Origin of the sequence: Rhizobium giardinii bv. giardinii H152 (genome assembly GCF_000379605.1) — a bacterium.
GTDB classification, from domain to species: domain Bacteria; phylum Pseudomonadota; class Alphaproteobacteria; order Rhizobiales; family Rhizobiaceae; genus Pararhizobium; species Pararhizobium giardinii.
On record NZ_KB902624.1, the window covers coordinates 80,154 to 100,562 of the forward strand.

14 protein-coding genes and 2 pseudogenes are annotated in these 20,409 nt (G+C 59.6%); 6 read left to right on the top strand and 10 right to left on the bottom strand.

Annotated features, from left to right (window positions below):
- Nucleotides 1-200 precede the first annotated feature (200 nt).
- From A3AY_RS0111295 to A3AY_RS37735, 4 genes and pseudogenes are all read left to right on the top strand, one after another.
- On the top strand, nt 201-617 hold the full coding sequence (locus A3AY_RS0111295) for an HD domain-containing protein (RefSeq protein WP_018325788.1): 417 nt from the start codon (nt 201-203) through the stop codon (nt 615-617).
- A 402-nt stretch (nt 618-1,019) separates the two neighbouring features.
- A pseudogene (locus A3AY_RS35070) lies at nt 1,020-1,277 on the top strand (hypothetical protein); the annotation flags it as partial.
- A 148-nt stretch (nt 1,278-1,425) separates the two neighbouring features.
- Entirely contained in the window at nt 1,426-2,877 is a 1,452-nt protein-coding gene (locus tag A3AY_RS0111305) for a CYTH and CHAD domain-containing protein (protein WP_018325790.1), read from the top strand.
- 188 nt (nt 2,878-3,065) lie between these two features.
- Nucleotides 3,066-3,278: pseudogene (locus A3AY_RS37735) on the top strand (helix-turn-helix transcriptional regulator); the annotation flags it as partial.
- 53 nt (nt 3,279-3,331) lie between these two features.
- On the opposite strand, the gene A3AY_RS0111310 reads toward A3AY_RS37735, so the two are convergent.
- Entirely contained in the window at nt 3,332-5,119 is a 1,788-nt protein-coding gene (locus A3AY_RS0111310) for a trimethylamine N-oxide permease (protein WP_018325791.1), read from the bottom strand.
- 293 nt (nt 5,120-5,412) lie between these two features.
- On the opposite strand from A3AY_RS0111310, the gene A3AY_RS0111315 reads away from it, so the two are divergent.
- Nucleotides 5,413-7,782, top strand: coding sequence for a trimethylamine N-oxide demethylase (locus A3AY_RS0111315; protein WP_018325792.1), 2,370 nt, complete (start codon nt 5,413-5,415; stop codon nt 7,780-7,782).
- A gap of 116 nt (nt 7,783-7,898) precedes the next feature.
- Here the strand turns inward: A3AY_RS0111315 and A3AY_RS0111320 are convergent, their stop codons facing one another.
- The 6 genes from A3AY_RS0111320 to A3AY_RS0111345 form a co-directional block, all read right to left on the bottom strand.
- Nucleotides 7,899-9,236 (bottom strand): NAD(P)-binding domain-containing protein, encoded by a 1,338-nt coding sequence (locus A3AY_RS0111320; protein ID WP_018325793.1) that lies wholly within the window; start codon nt 9,234-9,236, stop codon nt 7,899-7,901.
- Nucleotides 9,237-9,445: 209 nt separating this feature from the next.
- Nucleotides 9,446-10,486 carry a heme-dependent oxidative N-demethylase family protein gene (locus tag A3AY_RS0111325; protein ID WP_018325794.1) on the bottom strand — a complete coding sequence of 347 codons (1,041 nt, stop codon included), beginning with the start codon at nt 10,484-10,486 and terminating at the stop codon, nt 9,446-9,448.
- Between the two features lie 18 nt (nt 10,487-10,504).
- The gene (locus tag A3AY_RS0111330) at nt 10,505-11,452 is read right to left on the bottom strand and encodes a PDR/VanB family oxidoreductase (protein WP_210312571.1); all 948 of its coding nucleotides are present in this window, start codon (nt 11,450-11,452) and stop codon (nt 10,505-10,507) included.
- Nucleotides 11,453-11,466: 14 nt separating this feature from the next.
- Nucleotides 11,467-12,072: a dimethylamine monooxygenase subunit DmmA family protein gene (locus tag A3AY_RS0111335; protein ID WP_018325796.1), complete on the bottom strand. Its 606-nt coding sequence runs from the start codon at nt 12,070-12,072 to the stop codon at nt 11,467-11,469.
- A gap of 10 nt (nt 12,073-12,082) precedes the next feature.
- On the bottom strand, nt 12,083-13,216 hold the full coding sequence (locus tag A3AY_RS0111340; protein ID WP_026203337.1) for an aminomethyl transferase family protein: 1,134 nt from the start codon (nt 13,214-13,216) through the stop codon (nt 12,083-12,085).
- A gap of 380 nt (nt 13,217-13,596) precedes the next feature.
- Nucleotides 13,597-15,177, bottom strand: a complete 1,581-nt coding sequence (locus A3AY_RS0111345) for an ABC transporter substrate-binding protein (RefSeq protein ID WP_018325798.1) — start codon at nt 15,175-15,177, stop codon at nt 13,597-13,599.
- Between the two features lie 121 nt (nt 15,178-15,298).
- On the opposite strand from A3AY_RS0111345, the gene A3AY_RS0111350 reads away from it, so the two are divergent.
- A complete protein-coding gene (locus tag A3AY_RS0111350; protein WP_018325799.1) occupies nt 15,299-16,084 on the top strand; it encodes a helix-turn-helix domain-containing protein in 786 nt (261 codons plus the stop codon).
- Nucleotides 16,085-16,341: 257 nt separating this feature from the next.
- Here the strand turns inward: A3AY_RS0111350 and A3AY_RS0111355 are convergent, their stop codons facing one another.
- The 3 genes from A3AY_RS0111355 to A3AY_RS0111365 form a co-directional block, all read right to left on the bottom strand.
- Nucleotides 16,342-18,231, bottom strand: coding sequence for an adenylate/guanylate cyclase domain-containing protein (locus A3AY_RS0111355; RefSeq protein WP_018325800.1), 1,890 nt, complete (start codon nt 18,229-18,231; stop codon nt 16,342-16,344).
- 444 nt (nt 18,232-18,675) lie between these two features.
- A complete protein-coding gene (locus A3AY_RS0111360) occupies nt 18,676-19,149 on the bottom strand; it encodes a hypothetical protein (RefSeq protein WP_018325801.1) in 474 nt (157 codons plus the stop codon).
- Nucleotides 19,150-19,685: 536 nt separating this feature from the next.
- A complete protein-coding gene (locus tag A3AY_RS0111365) occupies nt 19,686-20,336 on the bottom strand; it encodes a GntR family transcriptional regulator (protein ID WP_018325802.1) in 651 nt (216 codons plus the stop codon).
- Between the last annotated feature and the right edge of the window lie 73 nt (nt 20,337-20,409).

Here is a 20,409-nt window from a genome sequence, read left to right on the forward strand (position 1 = left end):
GCGGTTTGGTTGTCTTTGCCGAAGTGATCGCTTGCCGGCCGGCGCGCCGATCGACTTGCACCCTGACAGTCAAACATCTGTCCCGTTCGATGCAACTTCTCGAATCGGCGCGCGTTATCCATCGAGTGCAACGTAACGAGCCTTGGACCGTTGCTCTTGCGGGCAGTGCGAACCCAAGACGTAGACCGACAGTGACAGTCATGCAGACCGAGCAACATCTCCAGCGCGCCATTCAGATCGCGGCAGAAGCCCATAAAGGGCAGCAGGACAAGCTCGGGAATCCATACTTCGACCACTGCCGGCGTGTCGCGGATCTCGTGGTTGGCGATGAAGAGCGGATCATCGCATTTCTCCACGACGTTCCGGAAAAGGGATCGGGCTGGACGCTCGATCGCCTGAAACAGGAAGGCTTCTCCCCGTCGGTGATCGCCGCCGTCGAAGCATTGACCAAGAGGGTTGGGGAAGCCGACGACGCGTTCGTACGGCGAGCCGCGTCGAACCCGCTGGCACGGCCGGTGAAGCTGGCCGACCTTGAGGATAACCGCGTTCAGGCCGAGCAGGCGGGGCTGGACGCGTCGAAGTACCTGAACGGCCTGGAACAGCTTCAGAACATGTGACCACCACGTTTAAGCACGCGGGTGGTCGCGGTGAGTTCACAGGCTACGCAAGTTTGCCGCGGCACGAAGGCGAAATGAGCTTTCGCAAGAGGGGCCGAATGATAGCCGCGGGCGTCATGCTGGCGGGTTGGAGGAAGCGAGGCGCCTATCGCGACAGTGGAGTTGGAGAAAACCGATCGCGAGAACAAGCATGAGCAGCAATGTCACTCGCCCGTCCCGAAAATCGTTGCATGCGGCTTCGTTTCACAACCCCTGTGGCAAGAAAATCGGCTTCGGCCTGGTCTGCTCCATCACAGCGTGCGGTTGCCGCAGCAGCCGAGGGCCATTCCGTCGAGACATCTTGTTTGTGACAGTTTCATGACGAATAGTTGCCGGCGATTGACAGAATCCTGCAGGACAAAAATGGGTGAAAAACGTGTGTACGAAGCATTGGTCGATGGCGCGACAGAGGGCCACCGCGACGGGCAATTGTATGACTTCGTGCGGAAACGCTGTCCCAAGGCATCCAGCAAGAAAAGCGTCCGCGCCTCGCTGCTGGCGCTGAGCGACCCCGGCCTTAAGGACCACAATATTCTCAGCACCATCTACGCATTGGCGATCAAGCATCGCTTGGACACGGTCCGCTCCGATGACGATCGGCACGACGATGATCCGACGCAACTGGGCCCTTCGATCGCCACGTTAAGACGACGGCAAAGGCACAGTCCGGGGAGGATCTGCCGGCATGAACCTCAAGCGCGGGTCGGTTATGAGGGTTTCATGACAGGCCCGCGGGAATTCCTTTGATAAGGGGAGGATCCACAAAGCCATGCAAGAAACCGAACTGAAGCTCGAGCTCTCCCAGGCAGCAGCAACAGCGCTGCTGAAGAAGAATCCGTTCGATGCGGCGCCCACCGTCATGCAGCAGAAGTCCATTTATTTCGATACCGCCGGAGCGGATCTCTCCAAGCGCGGCCTGTCGCTGCGAATCCGGCAGTCGGGCAACGAACGGGTTCAGACCGTCAAAGTCGGCGATGGTGTTGCGGCTGGATCGTTCACGCGCGACGAGTGGGAGCGACCGGTCGCGGACGACATACCGGTTCTCGACGATCCGCAGATCCGAGATCTGCTCGGCGAGACCGACCGAAGATTGGCGCCCATGTTTGAGATTCATGTCAAACGACATCGTTGGAATGTAATCGAAGGCGAGGCGACGATCGAGGTCGCTCTGGATGTCGGAAAGGTCGTTGCAGCCGATCGTGAGGCACTGCTGTGCGAGATCGAGCTCGAAAGGAGGGCGGGATCACCGGCGGCGCTGTTTGCGCTGGCTCGAAAGGTCGATCGGATTGCGCCAGCGCACGTCGGCGTTCTCAGCAAAGCGGAACGGGGTTATCGTCTGCTGGGCGCAGCGGCCGGCGCCGTGAAGGCGAGCGCGATTCCGCTGAGCACCGACATGAACGCCGCCACAGTTTTCGCGCACATCGCTGCAGCGTGTCTCAGACAGTTTCGTCTCAACGAATTGGCCTTGTCATGGTCCCGCAACGCCGATGCTTTGCATCAGGCGCGTGTGTCGCTGCGCCGATTGCGGTCGCTTTTCTCGATCTGCCGATCGCTGTTCGCCGACAGCCGGTTCGACCACCTGCGCGGCGAATTGCGGTGGCTCGCCTCGGACCTCGGCAATGCGCGCAACATCGACGTGATGATCGACCGCGCCACCAACGACGACCTGTCCAGCCGCCTTCAACAAGCTCGCGACGGGGCCTACGGCGCTGTCGAGGCCTCGCTGTCCTCGGCGCGGGCTCGCGCACTGATGATTGATCTGGCCGAATGGATTTCGATCCGCGACTGGCGCAGCGACCAAAATGGTGAAGCCTTGCGGCTGCAGCCCGCCAGAGATTTTGCCGCCGGTGTTCTCGACAGACTTTGGAAGAAAGTGGCGAAGGGTGGCCGCAATCTGGCCGATCTCGATGACGAGGCCCGCCACGAACTGCGGATCATCGCCAAGAAACTGCGGTATGCCGCGGAGTTTTTCGGGCCACTTTATCAGAGCAAGAAGGAAATCAAACGTTCCAAACGCTTCCTCGTGGCGTTGGAGGGTCTGCAGGATCACCTTGGCAGCCTCAATGATCTCGCGACCGCGCCCGCAATGCTGTCGCAACTCGACCTCTCGGACGTGGCGGGGGCGGAAGACCTATTCAGCGCGGCCGACAAGGAAAAGCTGCTTAAGGCTGCCGAAGAGGCGCACGGATCGTTCGTCGATATCCGGCGCTTCTGGCGCTGACGGTCATATGCAAGCGGTTCGCTCTGGCTCACAGGATCCCACATCGCTTCGATTGGAACGGCGTCTAGAAGACCGTCACCTCCCCGCCGGCAATCGGATTGCATACCTTTGGGCACCAATTAAGTGTTCACAGCGAGCGGTACATGCATGGATCAGGAAGCGGCGGGATAATCCTGCCGCGTTGACAGCAGGAGGCGAAGCTCAGGCTGGAGCGTTGGGCCCGCAATATTTATGAAATCTCCGACGGTCTCGGTTTTCGCGACCCGACCTATTTCAGCCATGTTATCAAGCGCAGGACCGGGCTTTCGCCGGCCGGCTATCGTGAAATCGCTGGCGCTTCGGCAGGGTCGGAAAACAGCGTGCTGTCCTCGGGCTACGCCGACTGGCCTGAGACATCATAAAAAAGGGCCGCGCACCTTTTGATGCGCGGCCTCTGGCTGTTTGCTCTGGTCGATCAGGCTGGAAGCTGGAAGTAGGCGTTTGCCGCCAGGACCACAGCCAGACCGGCAGCCAGTGCTGCGTAGGGCAGGATGCCCGCTTTCCTGACGCCCAAGTCCTGGCCGACGAGCCCTAAGTCTTCCATCGCGCCTGCCGGGAACTTGCCGCCATCACGCACATAGTGGCGATAAGCAAAGACCGGCAGGATGAGCGCGGCAAAGATGAAGCCGACCCAGAGCGCGTTGGAATAACCCCAGACCTTGGCGCCCGCGCCGAGGAAGAGCGCATTAACGAAGGCGAGAACGGTGTTGACGCCGATCAGCCAGGTCGGTGCCTTCCACGGGCGCGCTACATGCCCTGAATCCATGCGGTGGATCCAGGCGGCATTGAGGTTGAGGAAGTTGAAGATGATGTAGCCGACATTGGAGACGGCGAGCACGAAGAAATAGCCGGCCACGTCGGATGCGATGGCAAGCAGGATGAGATTGAAGGCGAAATCGGTCCACATGGCGCGGGTGGGCGCGCCGTGTTCGTTGACGTGGTCGAGATATTTCGGCAGCCAGCCGTCCTTTGCGCCCTGATAAAGGGTCCGCGACGAACCGGCCATCGCCGTCATGATCGCGAGGAACAGCGCCATGATCATCAGGATGACGAGGATCTGCGTGACGATCTTGCCCCCATGAACGAGGTTGCCGAGCGCTTCGGCTACGCCTGTACCATCGACGATGCCGGGTGCGAGCATGCCCGCATGGCCGAGAACGCCCTGGAACGTGAAGGGTATGAGGAAGAAGAACAGGCAGCACAGGAGACCGGAATAGAAGATCGCCTTGAAGGTATCCGTCTTCGGGTTCTTCAGTTCACGGGTGTAGCAGACGGCCGTCTCGAAGCCGTAGGTCGACCATGCCGCGATATAGAGACCGCCGAGGAACAGCGTCCAGCCGCCATTGCTCCAGACACCATCGAGGCCGGAATAAGCCGCCGTCGGGGGGATCAGGCCGGTGATGTTGGCACTGTCGATCTGTCCGGAGAAGATTGGGTAGAGGCCGATGACCAGCAAAGGCAGGAGGACGATGATGGCGAGCCATTTCTGGACGCTTGCCGTGCCTTCGATACCGCGATGTTGGATCGCGAAGATAATCAGCATCAGTATGGCGCCGATCACGAAAGTGGCGTTGAGATTTGCCGTTGCGAGCAACGGAATGTCGAAGGTGACGAGCGACCAGCTGCGGATCGCAGGCGTCAGCGCAGTGCCGGCGTCGGCGGACAGCAGGGCCGCGATGGCGTCCTGCGGGGTCTTGCCTGCATTGGCAGCGAGCCATTCCGCGACGCGCGGGCTCTCAGCCGTCAGCGTTGCCATGTTGGCGTTGATCCATTCCATAACGGCGGGCGAATCGGCGCCGGGGATCGGGAACAGGGCATTCAGAATGTACCCTGCGGCGATGGCGCAACCGAGCGACAGCACCGGCGACCAGGCAAACCAGTTGCACCAGACCGACAGGGGGGCGATGAATTTCGAATAGCGCAGCCAGGCCGTTGCCCCGTAGATCGACGCGCCGCCGGACTTGTTGCCGAACATCCCGGCAATTTCGGCATAGGTGAAGGATTGCAGGAACCCCATCACCATTGAAATGATCCAGACGACGAAGGCGAGCTTGCCCGTCGTGCCGGCTATGCCGCCGATGGAGAAAAGCACGAGCGGGGGGACGCCGGCGGCGACCCAGAATGCTCCTTTCCAATCCAGCGCGCGAATCAGCCCGGTGCCCGAGGCAGCGGCTGATCCCTCGGTCTCAACAATAGATGCCATGAACAGTCTCCTCGACCAGTTTTGTCTTAGCGCGTATGTCGCGCGTCCCCTGAATTGATGGTTTTCGCTTCGGTCTTTGCCGTTGGGCGGAGCCTGCATTCCGCAGTGTCCCCACCCGGTTCCCGTCTTGTTTTTTCGACCCAAGCTTATCCTCATAGTGAATTTTTTTTCCTCTGGGTCAAGTCTCTCTTTACTTTCCAAGGTCTCCCGTAGGATAGTTTGGCCATATTGCCGGTGCATAAAGCGGCGCTTTAAGACTGCCGAAACGACCGTGCCATCGGGTGGGAGCTGAGATGACCAATTCCGGACGATTTGCAGGCGCGCTCATGCCGCCGCGGCCTAGCAGGATTTTAAGGCCGGGTATTCCGGCGCTGCCCGCCGGCGTCGAGCGGTACCGCGTCAAGGGGCGAGGCACGACGGTCGTCAAGGTGGCTGCCGGTGACCGCATTACCGTCAACGATGTCGAAGGCGGTCAGCTCTGCGAGGTCAGCTTTGTCGATGGAAAGGGCCGGTTCAACGCGGTCGGTCTCGGGGTTGGTTTTTCGCGGCCGGCAGCTGGCCTTCAGGATATTTTTGCCAGAGACGGCGACAGCGCCAAGCGGACGTTGAGCGCATTGAAACGGCGCAATGTCGATCCTGCCGGAGCGCAGGCGCTCGTGCTTTTCGGTCAAAGCTCGTCGCCGGGCGCCTCGGCAGAATTGACGATCATGCTCGACGGGCTGCTGATTGTCTCGGCACCAGCGCCGGCGATGGATGCGGAACTGCAGAATACAGCGACAGCTCTTGAACTGCGCGTCGCACGCGCCAATGTTGAACGAAGTTATGAGGAACTGCTGCCCGAGCCGATGGCCGATCCGGTGCAGGATTTGCGCGTCCGTGCTGCTACGGCCTCGGCCTATTTCGTAAGAGCGGGCGAATTCATCCAGATTATTGACGTCAGCGGCCGGCAATGCACGGACTTTCAGGCTTTTTCCGCCCGCAAAGTGGACAAGGGGCTTGATCTGGCGCTGGACGCGACGGTGACGCGCACGCTGCTGGGACGCAGCTATCCGACGCCGGGGCTGCCTTCCAAGGCGTTCGATCGCGATTTCGAGCCTCTGGTGGAGATCGTGCAGGATACGGTCGGGCGTCATGATGCTTTCGCGACGGCGTGCAATTCGCGCTATTACGACGACATGGGCTACCCTGGCCATGTCAATTGCACCGACAATTTCAACCATGCGCTCAGTCCCTATGGCATTGCTCCGCGCAAGGGCTGGGAGGCGCTCAATTATTTCTACAACACCAACATCGACCACCAGAACCAGCTCTATCTCGACGAGCCATGGTCACGGCCGGGCGATTACGTGCTGATGCGGGCGCTGACCGATCTCGTCTGCGTCTCGTCGTCCTGCCCGGATGACATCGACGCTGCGAATGGCTGGGATCCGACGGATATCCATGTCCGCACCTATTCAGACAAAGAGAAATTCTCGCGCGCAATCGCCATCCGAATGACCCCTGATGCAGAGCCCGAAATGACCCAGGAAACAGCCTTTCATCCGCGCTTTTCGGCGCTGACCCGCAACCATGCGGAATATCGCGGCTATTGGCTGCCGAACCGCTTCAACAACGAGGGGCCGATCGAGGAATACTGGGCCTGCCGCGAGAACGCGGTGGTGATGGACCTGTCGCCGCTTCGGAAATTCGAGGTGACCGGGCCGGATGCCGAGGCGCTGCTGCAATATTGCGTCACCCGCGACATCCGCAAGCTGTCGCCGGGGCAGGTGGTCTATACGGCCATGTGCTACGAAAATGGCGGCATGATCGACGATGGCACGGTCTTCCGGCTGGCTGAGAACAATTTCCGCTGGATCGGTGGGGACGACGTCAGTGGTCTCTGGCTGCGCGAACAGGCCGAGAAGAAGGGCTTCAAGGCCTGGGTTCGGTCCTCGACGGACCAGATGCACAATCTGGCCGTCCAGGGACCGAAGAGCCGGGATATCATCAAGGAGATCATCTGGAGCGCGCCCTCGCAGCCATCGATCGGCGAACTCGAATGGTTCCGCTTCGCCGTCGGCCGGATCGGCCATTTCGAAGGCGCGCCGGTCATTGTCTCACGCACCGGCTATACCGGCGAACTCGGCTACGAAATCTTCTGTCATCCAAAGGATGCGCTCGCCGTGTTCGACGCGGTCTGGGAAGCTGGGCAGAAATATGGGTTGAAGCCGATGGGGCTTGAAGCGCTTGATATGGTGCGCATCGAGGCGGGCCTCGTCTTTGCCCACTACGATTTCTCTGATCAGACCGACCCGTTTGAAGCCGGTATTGGTTTCACGGTGCCGTTGAAATCCAAGACCGAGGATTTCATCGGCCGCGAGGCGCTGATCAAGCGCAAGGAAAACCCGCGCTACAAGCTCGTCGGCCTCGATATAGACGCCAATGAGGCAGTCGGTCATGGCGATACGGTGCATATCGGCCGGGCGCAGGTGGGTGTCGTCACCAGTTCGACACGCTCGCCGCTGTTGAAGAAGACAATCGCACTGGCGCGGATGGATGTCTTGCATTCGACACTTGGTACCGAAGTCGAGATTGGCAAGCTCGATGGCCAGCAGAAGCGTTTGCCGGCGACAATCGTGCCGTTTGCCCACTACGATCCGGAAAAGCTGAAGCCGCGCTCGTGAAGGAGGGACGTCACCCCAAATCACCAAAACGCCTATAACGAAAATGGTTCGTCAGCCTTATAAAATACGCCGGCTTGACGATCCAAGCCGGCGTATCGGTTTTAGCACGTCGTTCCTCAATTCTTCAGATAGACTTCGAGCGTATCGTCGAGTGCTTCGAGCCAGGGCGTATGGTGTTTCGGCGCCATGTTGCCGGTCATCAGCGAGCGATAGGCGTGGTCGCGGAAGCCCATGATGTTTTCGGCCTTGTGGTGTTCCCATTCCATGAAAGTCTGGTTGGTGCCTTCGACATCGAACTTGGGGTAGTCTGTGTCTTCCAGAAGCTCCAGCACATAGTCGCCCTGGAACCAGATCATCTGCTCGGCGTTCTCCAGTTTTTCCTCGCGAGCGCGCCATTTGTTGAAATGCGCCTTCATTTCTTCCGGTCCCGGCAGTTCGATGCGCCCCATGATCACGTCGCGAGCCCACCAGGCCTGCGCGTCGAACATGTTGAACGTGTAGAACTGGTCCTGCATGCCGATGTAGGACAGCTGCGGATTGGTCTCGTAGACGACGCCCTTGTAGAGGCTGTCGGACCAGAGGCGGTTGGCGGTTTTCAGGCGCAGATCGTCCGGCAGGAACGGGAAGTGGTGCAGATAGCCAGTGCACAGGATCAGCGCATCGACTTCCTTGGCCGAGCCGTCGGCGAAATGGGCGGTCTTGTTGACCAGCTTTTGCAAGAGCGGGCGTTCTTCGAAGCGCTCCGGCCACTTGAAGCCCATCGGCTTGGAGCGATAGCTGGTGGTTACCGACTTGGCGCCATATTTCCAGCACTGCGAACCGATGTCTTCGGCCGAATAGCTCCGGCCGACGATCAGCACGTCCTTGTCCTTGAATTCCAGGGCGTCGCGGAAGTCGTGCGCGTGCATGACGCGGCCGTTGAAGGTTTTCACGCCCTCGAAATAGGGGACGTTGGGGGTCGAGAAGTGGCCGGAGGCGACGACGACGTAGTCGAATTCCTCGTCATACATCCGGTCTTCGACGCGGTCGTGGGCCGTGACCGTGAACTTCTTCGTGGCGTCATCGAAGCGGACCATACGCACCGGGGTCGAGAAGCGGACCCATTTGCGCACATCGGCTTTTTCGACGCGGCCCTTGATATAGTCCCACAGCACTGCGCGGGGCGGATAGGAGGCGATCGGCTTGCCGAAATGCTCCTCGAAGGAATAGTCGGCGAATTCCAAACACTCTTTTGGGCCATTAGACCAGAGATAGCGGTACATGCTGCCGTGGACGGGTTCGCCATATTCGTCGAGGCCGGTCCGCCACGTGTAGTTCCACAGGCCGCCCCAGTCAGCCTGTTTTTCGAAGCAGACCACTTCGGGGATGTCAGCGCCCTTCTGGGCTGCCGACTGGAAGGCTCTCAATTGAGCAAGGCCCGAGGGCCCCGCGCCGATCACGGCTACTCTGGTCATGTTTTTCAGTTCCCTCTTCAGTTTTTCGTATTTGCAATCTTGGTGGAGAAGAACTCTCCCAACCCTCCCCACAAGGGGGAAGGCTTAACCCGTTGGAACCTCCTGCCATCAAATTCCAGCGACGCTGTTTCCTGAAAGAATTTCGAGGATGCAGGAGGGAGTGGCCGCTCCTCCCCTTGCGGGGAGGGTTGGGGAGGGGCTTTCGCACTTCAATCTGGAAAAATGCCGGGGCTGGTCGGTGAGCCGTCGTCATATTTCTCCAGCCAGTCCAGCATGATAGGCCGGTTGCGCGTCAGCCCCTTATAGTCGACGATCTCCGGCGGCAGGCTTTTCAATACCCGCGGCAGGCGGCGGCCCCATTTCGGCACGGTCACCAGTTCGTTGAAGCTGATGAGGTAGCAGCGGATGACGAAGAGGATGGCGTTCGAGCGCGGCAGGCGCCAGAGGCTCTGCAGTTCGACGCGCAGATGCATCTTTTCGCCGACATTCTCCGGCGTCACCGTCGCGCGATCCGGCCCCCATTTGTGGTAATTTTCCGGGCTGGTGTCGAGGCGCGGATTGACCGTCATCGTCCAGTTCAGGCGCCGCGTCGGCTTGCCTTGTTGCAGGTTCAAGAGAAATTTCAGCGCCCGGTCGAAGACGCCGATCTGGTGGGCGAGTGGCACGGGACCGTGCCATTCCATGAAATTCATGCCGATGTCGAAATCGAGCGACCAGTCGGCCTGCGTGGTGACCATGCCGGCATCCATCCAGAGATTGTTGTCGCGCTGGTCGACGATGCAGAAGTCGCCCTGCGCCTGACGCGTAATATATTCCATCGGCGGATAGGGCAGAGTGGAAGGATCGCCGAACGTAAAGGTGTCGTCGATCCCCATCGGCCGGTTGATCCAGCGCCAGCGGTCGCCGTTCTTTGTGAGCGTGAAATGCTCGGAATAGTCTTGCGCCTGATGCTCCATCAGGAGTTCCAGCGTATCCCATTGCGCCGCCATCATATGCGGCAGGGCCTGGCAGCGCAAAGGATCTTCCTTCAGCACCAGCGCCCGGTCGAGCATCTCGGCGACGTAGTGCTCGTCGACATCGATCAGGTTTTCAAAGACGCTGTCCTTTTTGCCCCGGACATGCGGCTCCATGTTGACCGAATACATGTACTCGTCGCGGTCGAAGGGGAAGGGAAAGCGCCTGATGTTGTAGAGGCTGTTGCGGAAGGTGAAGTCGTCGCGGAACGTCTCGTTCCTGAACGTGATGGTCATCTTTCCGGCTCTCCGGTGCTAGAGTTGAAGAACGAGTTTCTGGCCTTTGAAACGCGATACGCAGATCATGATTTTCTTGCCGGACGCCCTTTCCTCGTCCGACAGGTAGATATCGTTGTGTTGCAGCGTGCCGTCGCACGAGAGCACTTCGGTTTCGCATTGGCCGCAGGCGCCGCCGCGACACATGTAGGGGGCGTCGCAACCATGGGCTTCGGCCGCCTCGAGGATGCTTTGATGCTCACCGACGGTCATGTGAATGTTGGACGTCTCGAGGAAGACCTGGAAAGGCAGGCCGGCGGGCGGCGCGAGGAAGCGCTCCGAATGGAGGTTTTCCTTCGGCCAACCGGCTCTTAACGCCGTTAGCAAAACTCCGTCGATCATGCCGGCCGGGCCGCAGACGTAGAGATGCGTGCCGAGCGGCTGGTTGTCGGCGATCTCGGCGACGGGAATGAAGGTATTTTCCTCGTCGACGTAGATCTTGATCCGGCGCGGGCCGTAGCGTTCGAGCAGCTGTTGCCAATAGGCCCCGTGCGAGCGCGATCGGATGGCGTAATGCAGTTCAAACGCGATGTTGTCGCGGCTGAACTGCTCCATCATGGCGATGAACGGCGTGATGCCGATGCCGCCGGCAAACAGGATGTGCTTGCGGCCGCGATGGTCCGGGGCGAAGAGATTGACCGGCTGGCTGACGGTCAGTTGGTCGCCGGGCCGGACCTGTTCATGCATGAAAATCGAGCCGCCGCGCGAGTTGGGGACCCTCAGCACGCTTATTTCGAAGCCGCTGCTGTCGTCGGGATTGGACATCAGCGAATAGGGATTCCGGCGCAGAATACCGTTGTCGTTCATCGACACGACGACATGGGCACCGCCGGAGAAGAACGGCATGGGATGGCCGTCCATCCGCTCGAAGCGGAAGCGTTTTACAAGGTCGGTCACCGGCGTTACCGCTGCGACCCTGACGGGCATATCCGTATTCAAACTCACGGGAACATCTCCTCAGGCGCCGGGGCGGTACCCGGTTCTTCCGCATCGATATTGACACCCTGAAAGGCGCCGAGGCGTCGGGAGTAATGGTCCCGCACCAGAAGCGGCAGGCCGCAATGGGTGCAGGCAAAGGGGCTCGTCGTCACATTGTCGGTGATGCCCTTGCAGTGCACGCACTGGACGCGCCTCGCTGCCGAGCCGCGATGCTCGGTGTGGATCGAATGGTAGTCGATGCCGTATTCCATCGCCACCTGCATGATCTGGCCGATGAAGCCCTCGGTGCCGGCGATGTAGAGCCGGGTTCCCATCCGGGCGAGATCGAGACAGGCGCGCAGGCGAAACAGAAGCGGTTGGAGTGTCGGCGCATGCCAGAAGACATCCGGCGAAAGCGCCGAAAGTGCTACATCATAGGCTTTGGGCGCGGCGGCCGCGGCCAGATAGAGGATTTCCGATTTCGCCAGGAAATCGCGGCCCTTGGCCCCGACCTGATCGATCAGGGCCTGAGCTCCTTCGCCCTCGAGGACGAAGAGGTGTCGTTTGGCGTGGGCATCGACGTCGAGCCCCTTGTATTCCGGTCTGCTTTTGATCCCTGCTACGAGCATGCCGATCTCCTCAGCCCTGCGCCGTTCGCTTCTTCTTTTCCGGATCGTCGAAGGTGATCGTGTGAGCGATCGCCGGTGCGTTGACGGTCTTGCCCTTCACCTCGAGCTTGGCGCCCTGGACGGCATAGGGCGCGTCGACCCGCATGATCGCCATCGACCGGTTGGTGAGCTTGGAATAGGACGGGCAGGTGATGACGCCGACCTTTTTGTCGTCTGCCCAGACCTCGTCGCCAAGGTCGGTCGGACCGTCGGCATCGACCAGCAGGCCGAAGATCTTGAAGCGCTCCTTGCCTTTCAGGCGGGCATGTTCCTCGGCGCCGCGGAAGCCGGTCTTGCCGGGGCTGACGGTGAAATCCAGCCCAAGTTCCCACAGGCTGTCGCCGGGCTGCTCGTTGGCAAATGGATACATCTGAGAATTGTCGTAGGGATAGAACAGCAGGTAGCTTTCGACGCGCAGCATGTCGAGAACGCTGAAGCAGACGGGAATGATGCCCATTGCCTTGCCTTCGTCGACGATGCGGTCCCAGACCATGCCGGCATCCTGGCCGCGCACGAAGATTTCATAACCGCGTTCGCCGGTATAACCGGTGCGCGAGATCATCACGGGTGCGCCGAACAGCGTCGTCTGCATGTGATGGAAATATTTGAGGTCGCGGATGCCGGGCACGTGTTTTTCGAGATAGTCGACGGCAAGCGGACCCTGCAGCGACAGGTCGTGCAGGTCGTCATCGAACAGGACGGCGCAGTTTCGGCCAGCGGCCTGCTTGACGATTTCCTCGAAGCCCGATCCCGAGCCGTGCACCAGCATCCAGGAGTTCGGGCCGGTGCGGTAGACGATGCAGTCGTCGGTGAAATGGCCGCGATCGTTGAGCATGCAGGCATAGACGGACTTGCCCGGATAGATCTTGGTCATGTCGCGGGTGGTGATGTATTCGAGCACGGCGATCGCGTGCGGGCCGACGAGATGAACCTTCTTCAGCCCGGAGACATCCATGATGCCGGCCTTGGTGCGCACGGCAATGTGCTCCTCGTAGATATCCTTTTCGTAGGTCCAGGCGGTTCCCATGCCGCTCCAGTCCTCAAGCTTCGACCCCAACGCCCGATGCCGGTCTGCTAGGGCGGAAAAACGCCAGCTCAATGCCATGATTTGTCCCCTCGATATTTCACTCTGTGGAAATAATTATTCCTGAGTATATTCGCGTTTTTCCGAACGGCAAGCCCTGCAAGCGGATTTCTGAAGGGAAAATGCGGTCTCGCGAATGGGCGAAGTGGGGCGCTTTTCAATGGCAACAAGCGGTGAGACCGGTTCCGGGGGGCAGATTGGACATGGCCGATGCCTCGCGTTTCGAGCAGTTCTGTGCCCAGGGAGGCCGAATTGTTCAATCTTGTTGTTTTATGCAATTCCGGACGGAAAACCGCAGCGGAGTTTTCCTGCGAATTGCCTGAAGCGTTGGCAGGACTGCGAAAGGCTTCCGCGGTCCCGGCTTCCTTAGAGATGAGAGCCTATTCGCCCGGCTTCGGGCATCAGGCGTCCAGCCAGACACGCGTCGCGACGTAGCCGTTCGACATATCGTTGCCGATGTCGTCGACATAGCCCTTCAGCGTCTTTGAAGAGGCCATGATGTTGTCGTTGAAGACGGGCAGGATCAGACCGCCATCGTCTCGCACCATCAGAGCGAGCTGTCGATAAAGCACCTTGCGCTTGGCTTCATCGAGCTCAGACCGCGCCTGCAATACCAACTTGTCGAAGTCAGGGCGCTTGAAATGCGTGTCGTTCCATTCGGCGGTCGATAGATAGGAGGTGGAATAGCGCGAATCCTGTGTCGGGCGACCGCCCCAGAAGGAGGCGCAGAAGGGCTGCTTGTTCCAAACATTAGTCCAGTAGCCGTCTTCCGGTTCGCGCGTCACGTCGATCGTGATCCCGGCCTTGCGCGCGCTTTGCTGGAACAGGATCGCCGCATCCACGGCGCCCGGGAAGGCTGCGTCGGAGGTGCGCAACAGAATTGGACGGTCGAGACCCGATTTCTTAAAGTAGAAGGCGGCCTTGTCGGGATCATACGGCCGTTCCTCGATATCGGTCGGCGCCAGGGGGTAGTTGGAGTTGACCGGATAGTCGTTGCCGATCGTTCCATAGCCGGCGAGAACCTTGTCCAGGATCGACTGGCGATCGATGGAATATTTCAACGCGAGACGAAGGTCGCTGTTGTCGAAGGGCGCCGTGTCGCAATGCATCAGGAAGCAGTAGAAGCCCTTGCCTGCATTCCGGATGATACTCACAGTCGGTGCCCGCTTCAGCATGGGAACTGTCTTCGGGTCGATACTGTTGACGAAATGGACCTGGCCGGAGGCAAGCGCCGCAACGCGGGCGGTGTTGTCGTTGATGACGAGTATTTCGACGCTGTCGACAAAGCCGCGGTCGGAGCGCCAATCCTTTGGGTTTTTCTCGAATGTGGCGCGGACCCCGGGTTCGAAGCTTTTCAGAATGTAAGGACCGGTGCCGACAGCTGCTGCCGGCTTTTCGACGCCGCCCTTCGGCTGGATGATCAAGTGATAGTCGGTCAAAAGGAGGGGCAGATCCGCATTGCCTTCGGAAAGCGTCAGAACGAGATCGCCCGCCTTTTCTTCAATGCCTGCAATTGACGCCATGAGCCCAAGAGCGCCCGACTGCGAGTTTTTGTCCGCGTGCCGCTTCAGCGTCGCGATGATATCGGCGACGGTCATCTTGCTGCCGTCGTGAAACCGTACATCGTTCCTGATCTTGAAGGTCCAGATCGAAGCATCCGTCGACGGCGTCCAGGAGGTTGCCAGCGAGGGCAGGGGTGCGCCAGTCTTAGGATCGGATTCGATGAGTGTGTCGCCCCAGAGGCGGCCAATGACGAACAGTACCGAGGCACTGTATGTCGCCGGGTCGAGCGCGTCGCTGGTGGCGCCGCCCTTGAGACCAAGCTTCAGATGGCCGCCACGCTTGGCTTCCTGCGCCCGTGCGTCACGCGGCATCAGGAGGCCCGAGGCGAGGGCCGGCAAGGCGCCGAGCGCGACGGCACCGCCGAGGAAGTGGCGGCGGCCGATTCTCGGTTGCGAAGATTGATCCTTTTGATGCGTCATGGCGGTTCCCTCTTTTCATTTTGTAAGTGGGAACGTAGAGGCCGGGCCAGCTCACGCAATTTCGCGACTTGACGCATCCTTAAGCGAGTTTACGCTACTTCACCAGAAGACGGAGTTACGGATGCCTCACTTGGTCGAGAACCTCAAATTCGCCTGCGCAACGCAGCGTTCAATTTCGCATCTGTGCCGTGCAATCGATATCAACCGGCAACAATTCAATCGATACATCAACGGCCAGACGAGGCCTTCCGCCCATAATCTGGCTCGCATCGCCAACTATTTCGATCTTGATGCAGCCGACTTTGGCCTCGCTCCCAAGCAGTTTCGCGAGCGACTTCACAAACCCGACCTCGGTATCAACGAAGGTTCAGAGCTTCTCAAAGCGTTTCCCGGAAACCTAGCCGCGCTCAGGCGTCACATCGGCTATTTTCAGACCTATTATCGTTCGCCATCCTGGCCCGGGATGGTTGTCTGTTCGTGCAGCCGCCTTATCGAGCAGGGTGGATTGGTGCAGGCCAAATCGATGGAGCGGCTTCGAGACCTCGGAAGCGGCATTCAGCAGTTTTCGAAATATGTGGGCTTGGCGGCCTTCTATCGGAACCGGATCTTCATCACGCAGCGAGTCGTCGGGCCGAACGCCATGCTGTCGCAGACGATCCTCCTGCCATTCGACGAGTATCAGCGCGTCTATCTACGTGGGACGACGATGGGAATTTCCTGGCGAAGGGAAAACCTCCCCTATGCCTCGCGGATGATCTGGCGGCATGTCGGCGCCGAGCCGGACTTGCGTGAACTTCTTGCGCGCTGTGGACCTGTCCCGCTATCGTCGCGCCAGTTACCACCGACGGTGCGCTCATTCCTCGGCGATCCATCTGCAGAGGTATATGAGGTTCCGACAGAATATTGAGGCCTCGATTGTCTGATTTGGCCTGCGGTGAGTTCTGGGAATGATGTGGTCGGCCGTCTGGCAAGGGTGCTTCATTAGCGCCACAGAAGGAAAGCATAGCGCATGTCGGTGTGCCCCGTCGAAAGCCTGGGCCCTATCCCCATCGGAGACGGGCTTATCGCAACGTCTGAAGTCCTCAGACTATCCGCAGCAGCGCATCCACCTCTGTCGCGATTTACGATCCCACGGCGACCGTTCGCGCTCAAACCTCCGCCATTTTACGGCGAAGCACACTCCGGCAGGCGCAGCGGCTTCTTGATCTTCGCGAGCTCTTCGGCCTTGGCGCAATCAGGAAAGCCGACGAGCCGCATGGTTGCGATCAACCGCTGGCGCTCCACTTCATTGAATGCGGGAATATTGACAAATCCCTCGACGGTCATATTGGGAAACCGCCTGAGTGCGTCCGTTACTGAGACCTTCGCCTCTTCATTTCGGCCAAGAGCCGCAAGCGCGCCAGAACGCATCACCCAGTGTTTCCGTCCATAGTTTTCCGGCGTCAAGCGGTCCAGCATCCGCAGGGCATCCTCATACCGGCCCGCCATGAAGTAGGCCTGAGTGAAAATCCTGGCACTCCACATCGGGAAACCGGGGTTGAGGCTGACCGCCTTGTCGACCAGTTCCGCGGTGCGCTCAGGCTCGCCGAAAGTCGAGGCCCAATCGATATAGAAGGTCAGAACTTCGAACTGACCGGGAGCGAGGCGCAGTGCGGTATCGAACTCTGCCTTGGCGCGCTCGAATTCGCCCCTGTCACCTAAAAGCATAGCATAAACAGCATGCGCCTCGGCATCGCTCGGGTCGAGCCGGACGGCGCGCTCGGCAGCCTCGGCAGAGAGAGCCCGGTTCTTGTCGGGTTCAACCCCAAAACCGGTCAAGACGCCATGGGAATGGCTAAGTTCTACCCAGGCACGGGCAAGGCCGGGGTCCAGTTCGACCGCGCGGGTGAGCAGTCTGACGGCCTCCTCGACATCCGCCTGATTGACTTGCTCGAGTTTTTCGGTGCCGAGCAGATAAAGTTCGTAGGCATTGAGATTCTCGGGCGGCTTTCGGTGGGCGGTGATGCGGCCCGCCTCCTGGACCAAGCCTGCGCCGCCGCCGAGACGGTTCGAAATCTGCTCGGAAATTTCGATCTGGATTGCGAACAAGTCCTCGTCCGGCCGGTCCCAGCGCTGCGACCAAAGATGTTTGCCCGTTTTGGCATCGATGAGCTGCGCCGTAATTCTTACGCGGTCAGACTGGCGCTGGATGGAACCCTCGACCACAAATCCTGCGCCAAGTGCCTTACCTGCCTCACTCGGCAGGGCTGGTTTGTCCCGGTATTGTTCAGTCGAATTACGGGCGATCACATGGAATTCAGGGAACCCCGCCAGATCGGTGATTATGTCCTCAGTGAGGCCATCGGCGAGGCGTCCGGTCGCCGCGTCGCCGCCATAGTTGTTGAACGGCAGCACTGCTACCAACGGTTTTCCGCTTATGGTCGCGGTCGGCCAAAATTGCCAGGCCGTCCCGACCAAAACCAGAACAAGGACGGACACGGCTGCTGCTGCCCAAACCCAGCGCGGAGGCAATGACCGCGCCGGTTGGCGTCGGGCTTGTCCCTCATGGATGACGCGGAAGGCCTGCACCGGTTCGGCGATATTCTTCACCTTCTGCTCGCCCATCGGCTCGAAGCCGAAAGCCAGCTTCTTCTCAACCTCTTTGGCGACCTTTCCCGAAACATAGATGCCGCCCGGATCTGCCAGCTGCTGAAGCCTGGCCGCGACATTGACGCCCTCGCCATACCGGTCCTCGCCCTCGACGATCACCTCGCCGAGATTGATCCCGATCCTGACACGGATCCGTTGGTCCTCGAAAACGGCGGCATTCCGCTCCGCCAGCCCGCGCTGCAGCGAGACGGCGCATTCCACGGCGTCCACCACGCTGCCAAATTCGGCGAGCATCCCGTCCCCCATAAGCTTGAAAATCTGACCGTGATGCCGAGCAATCTCCGGCTCAAACAGTTCCTTGTGTCCGGCACGAAGGCGCTCGAATGTGCCAGCCTCGTCGCGCTCCATCAGCGCGGAATAGCCCACGACATCAGCAGAGAGGATGGCGGAAAGCTTGCGGTCCATTGGTTCGGCCTCACCCCCACCGGATTATAGGACTGGTCGCACTTAAATGAAACGACAGTCCTCAACAGCGCTTCAGGGGAACCCGCGTTCCATCCAACACTTCTACGCAACGCCCCGGGCAGTCCCCCGGTGTGGAATGCCCACGTGTGTTCGAGTGTACGTGCGCCTCCCACAAGTCATTTGCAATGTTAAGATGGGACGTCGAATGCATCCCCAGGGACCAGTATGGCCGGGTGTCCCACTGGAACATCCTAGCCGCCTTCGCAGCATCGGACATGATCGATGGACGTCGTGAACTCGCCCGCATGCGCTACGCCATAATGGCCTTTCAAGGCGTTGACGACTGCGGTGCCGGCCCGCACGCCCTGGTGATTGGGTGCAACCCTTCAGCACGCGGATGGGGTGACGGACGACCCAGCGCCGCTCTGGTGGAAGAGCTTGAGGTCATACGCATCGACTGTCATACGCCCACTGGAGGAGCGCCTGACGCTGTCGTGGACGGCAACGCCAGTTGTGCGGCTCGCAGTGGCGGCGTAGCTGCGACAGATGGCGCCGCATGGCCTTCCACCGTCCTATCTGGCGTTTGTCCTCGCCTGCTAACCGACGGCCAAGAAAGTAGCGGCAGTACCATTGGAACCAGCCGCGGGGATCGTCCGGATGGATCCAGCCGTTGGCTCGCCACACGCTCAGCGGTTGGCTGGCATCGACACCGAAAAAGTTCAATGCGGGATCGCGATCCGATGAAAACCTGGCCTCGGCGAACCACTCGGCCGGAAATTCATCCGCGCAGTCGGTCATGTACTTGCCGCCAAAAACTCCGAGCGTCAGCATTTCGGTCGGCGTCAACTCCGGTGTGAAGCCGGCGTCGAAGTTTTGCCCTACGGGCGCTGTCAAGGCATATCGGTAGCCCTGCTGCATCCGGTCGTTCACTTCCACCCATGAAACAGACAAGATCGAACCTCCTGGCGCATTGTGTTAGCGCGCGCCCATCTGTGGGATTCAAGGCGGTCATTCATCGTTCGAATGCTCAGTGCCATTTCGTATTTTGGGTGGGCATAGCTGCATTCCTTTCAATGATAAGCTTCCGCTATTTCCGACATGCTTCGTCGTGGAGTAGGATAATATAAGCCTTTCGGCGACAGTGGTAACGATGATCATCTCCAGCACCGTGCACCAATCTACCGAACATTAAACTATACTCTGCGATCGCGGTGTCACGATGGATCATACGAGAATCCATCGTTGGGCGAGCATTATGCATCTGAGCTGGAAAAGCGCTTGCCTGCTGTCGCCGTTCCGGCTCGCTCTGGTGAAGAAAGGTAGTGAAATGTCCCACGTTGGGGTCATGTACCTGTGTTAGCCGGCCGCCTTTGACGAGGTTTCTGTTGCCTAACCCAATAGAGGTGACGTCTCACCTTGGCATGCGTTCTCTTTCGCAAGAGCCTTTCCAGAAATCATCTGGCCGCCATACTTGCGACCAGGTCGCTAAACCGCTCACCCTGAATGCCGACGTGGTCCCGAAGCAGTCGGCGGGCTTCCTCTCCGTCGCCGGCAAAAATTGCATCAACGATGGCGCAATGTTCCGAAAAAGATGTCGACAGGCGGTTGCGCACGCGCAACTGGAGGCGTCGATAAGGCCGAAGGCGTCGATGCAGTTGCACGCATTGCTCCTCAAGGAAATCGCTTCGGCTCGCCGAATAGATGGCCTTGTGGAACTCCTCGTTCGCGTAATAATAGGCGTCGCTATCACCGGCACCGGCTGATTGCTCGCACCGGCTGTGGGTGGTCGCGATCGCTTCTCGAGAGGCCTCGTCAAGCCTTCGTGCGGCGAGCGACCCGGCGAGGCCCTCTAGTTCCGCCATGACCTCGAACATCTGATAGACACGGTGCGGCCCGGGATCGATAACGACGGCACCTCTCCGCGGGCGAATTTCGATGAGACCGATCGCGTCGAGTTGCATAAGCGCCTCGCGCACCGGGGTGCGGGAGACACCGAACCGCGTGGCAAGCACCACTTCATCGAGCCTTTCACCGGGAGAGAACTCGTTGGAAAGAATTGCGGTTTCAATCTCATCCCGAAGCCATCGGCCGACATTCTCGGACATTCTTTCACTTTCATAATGCATAACTGTTAATCTTGTATACACAGAGATTGACCTCGTGTACGAAGAGTGGCAT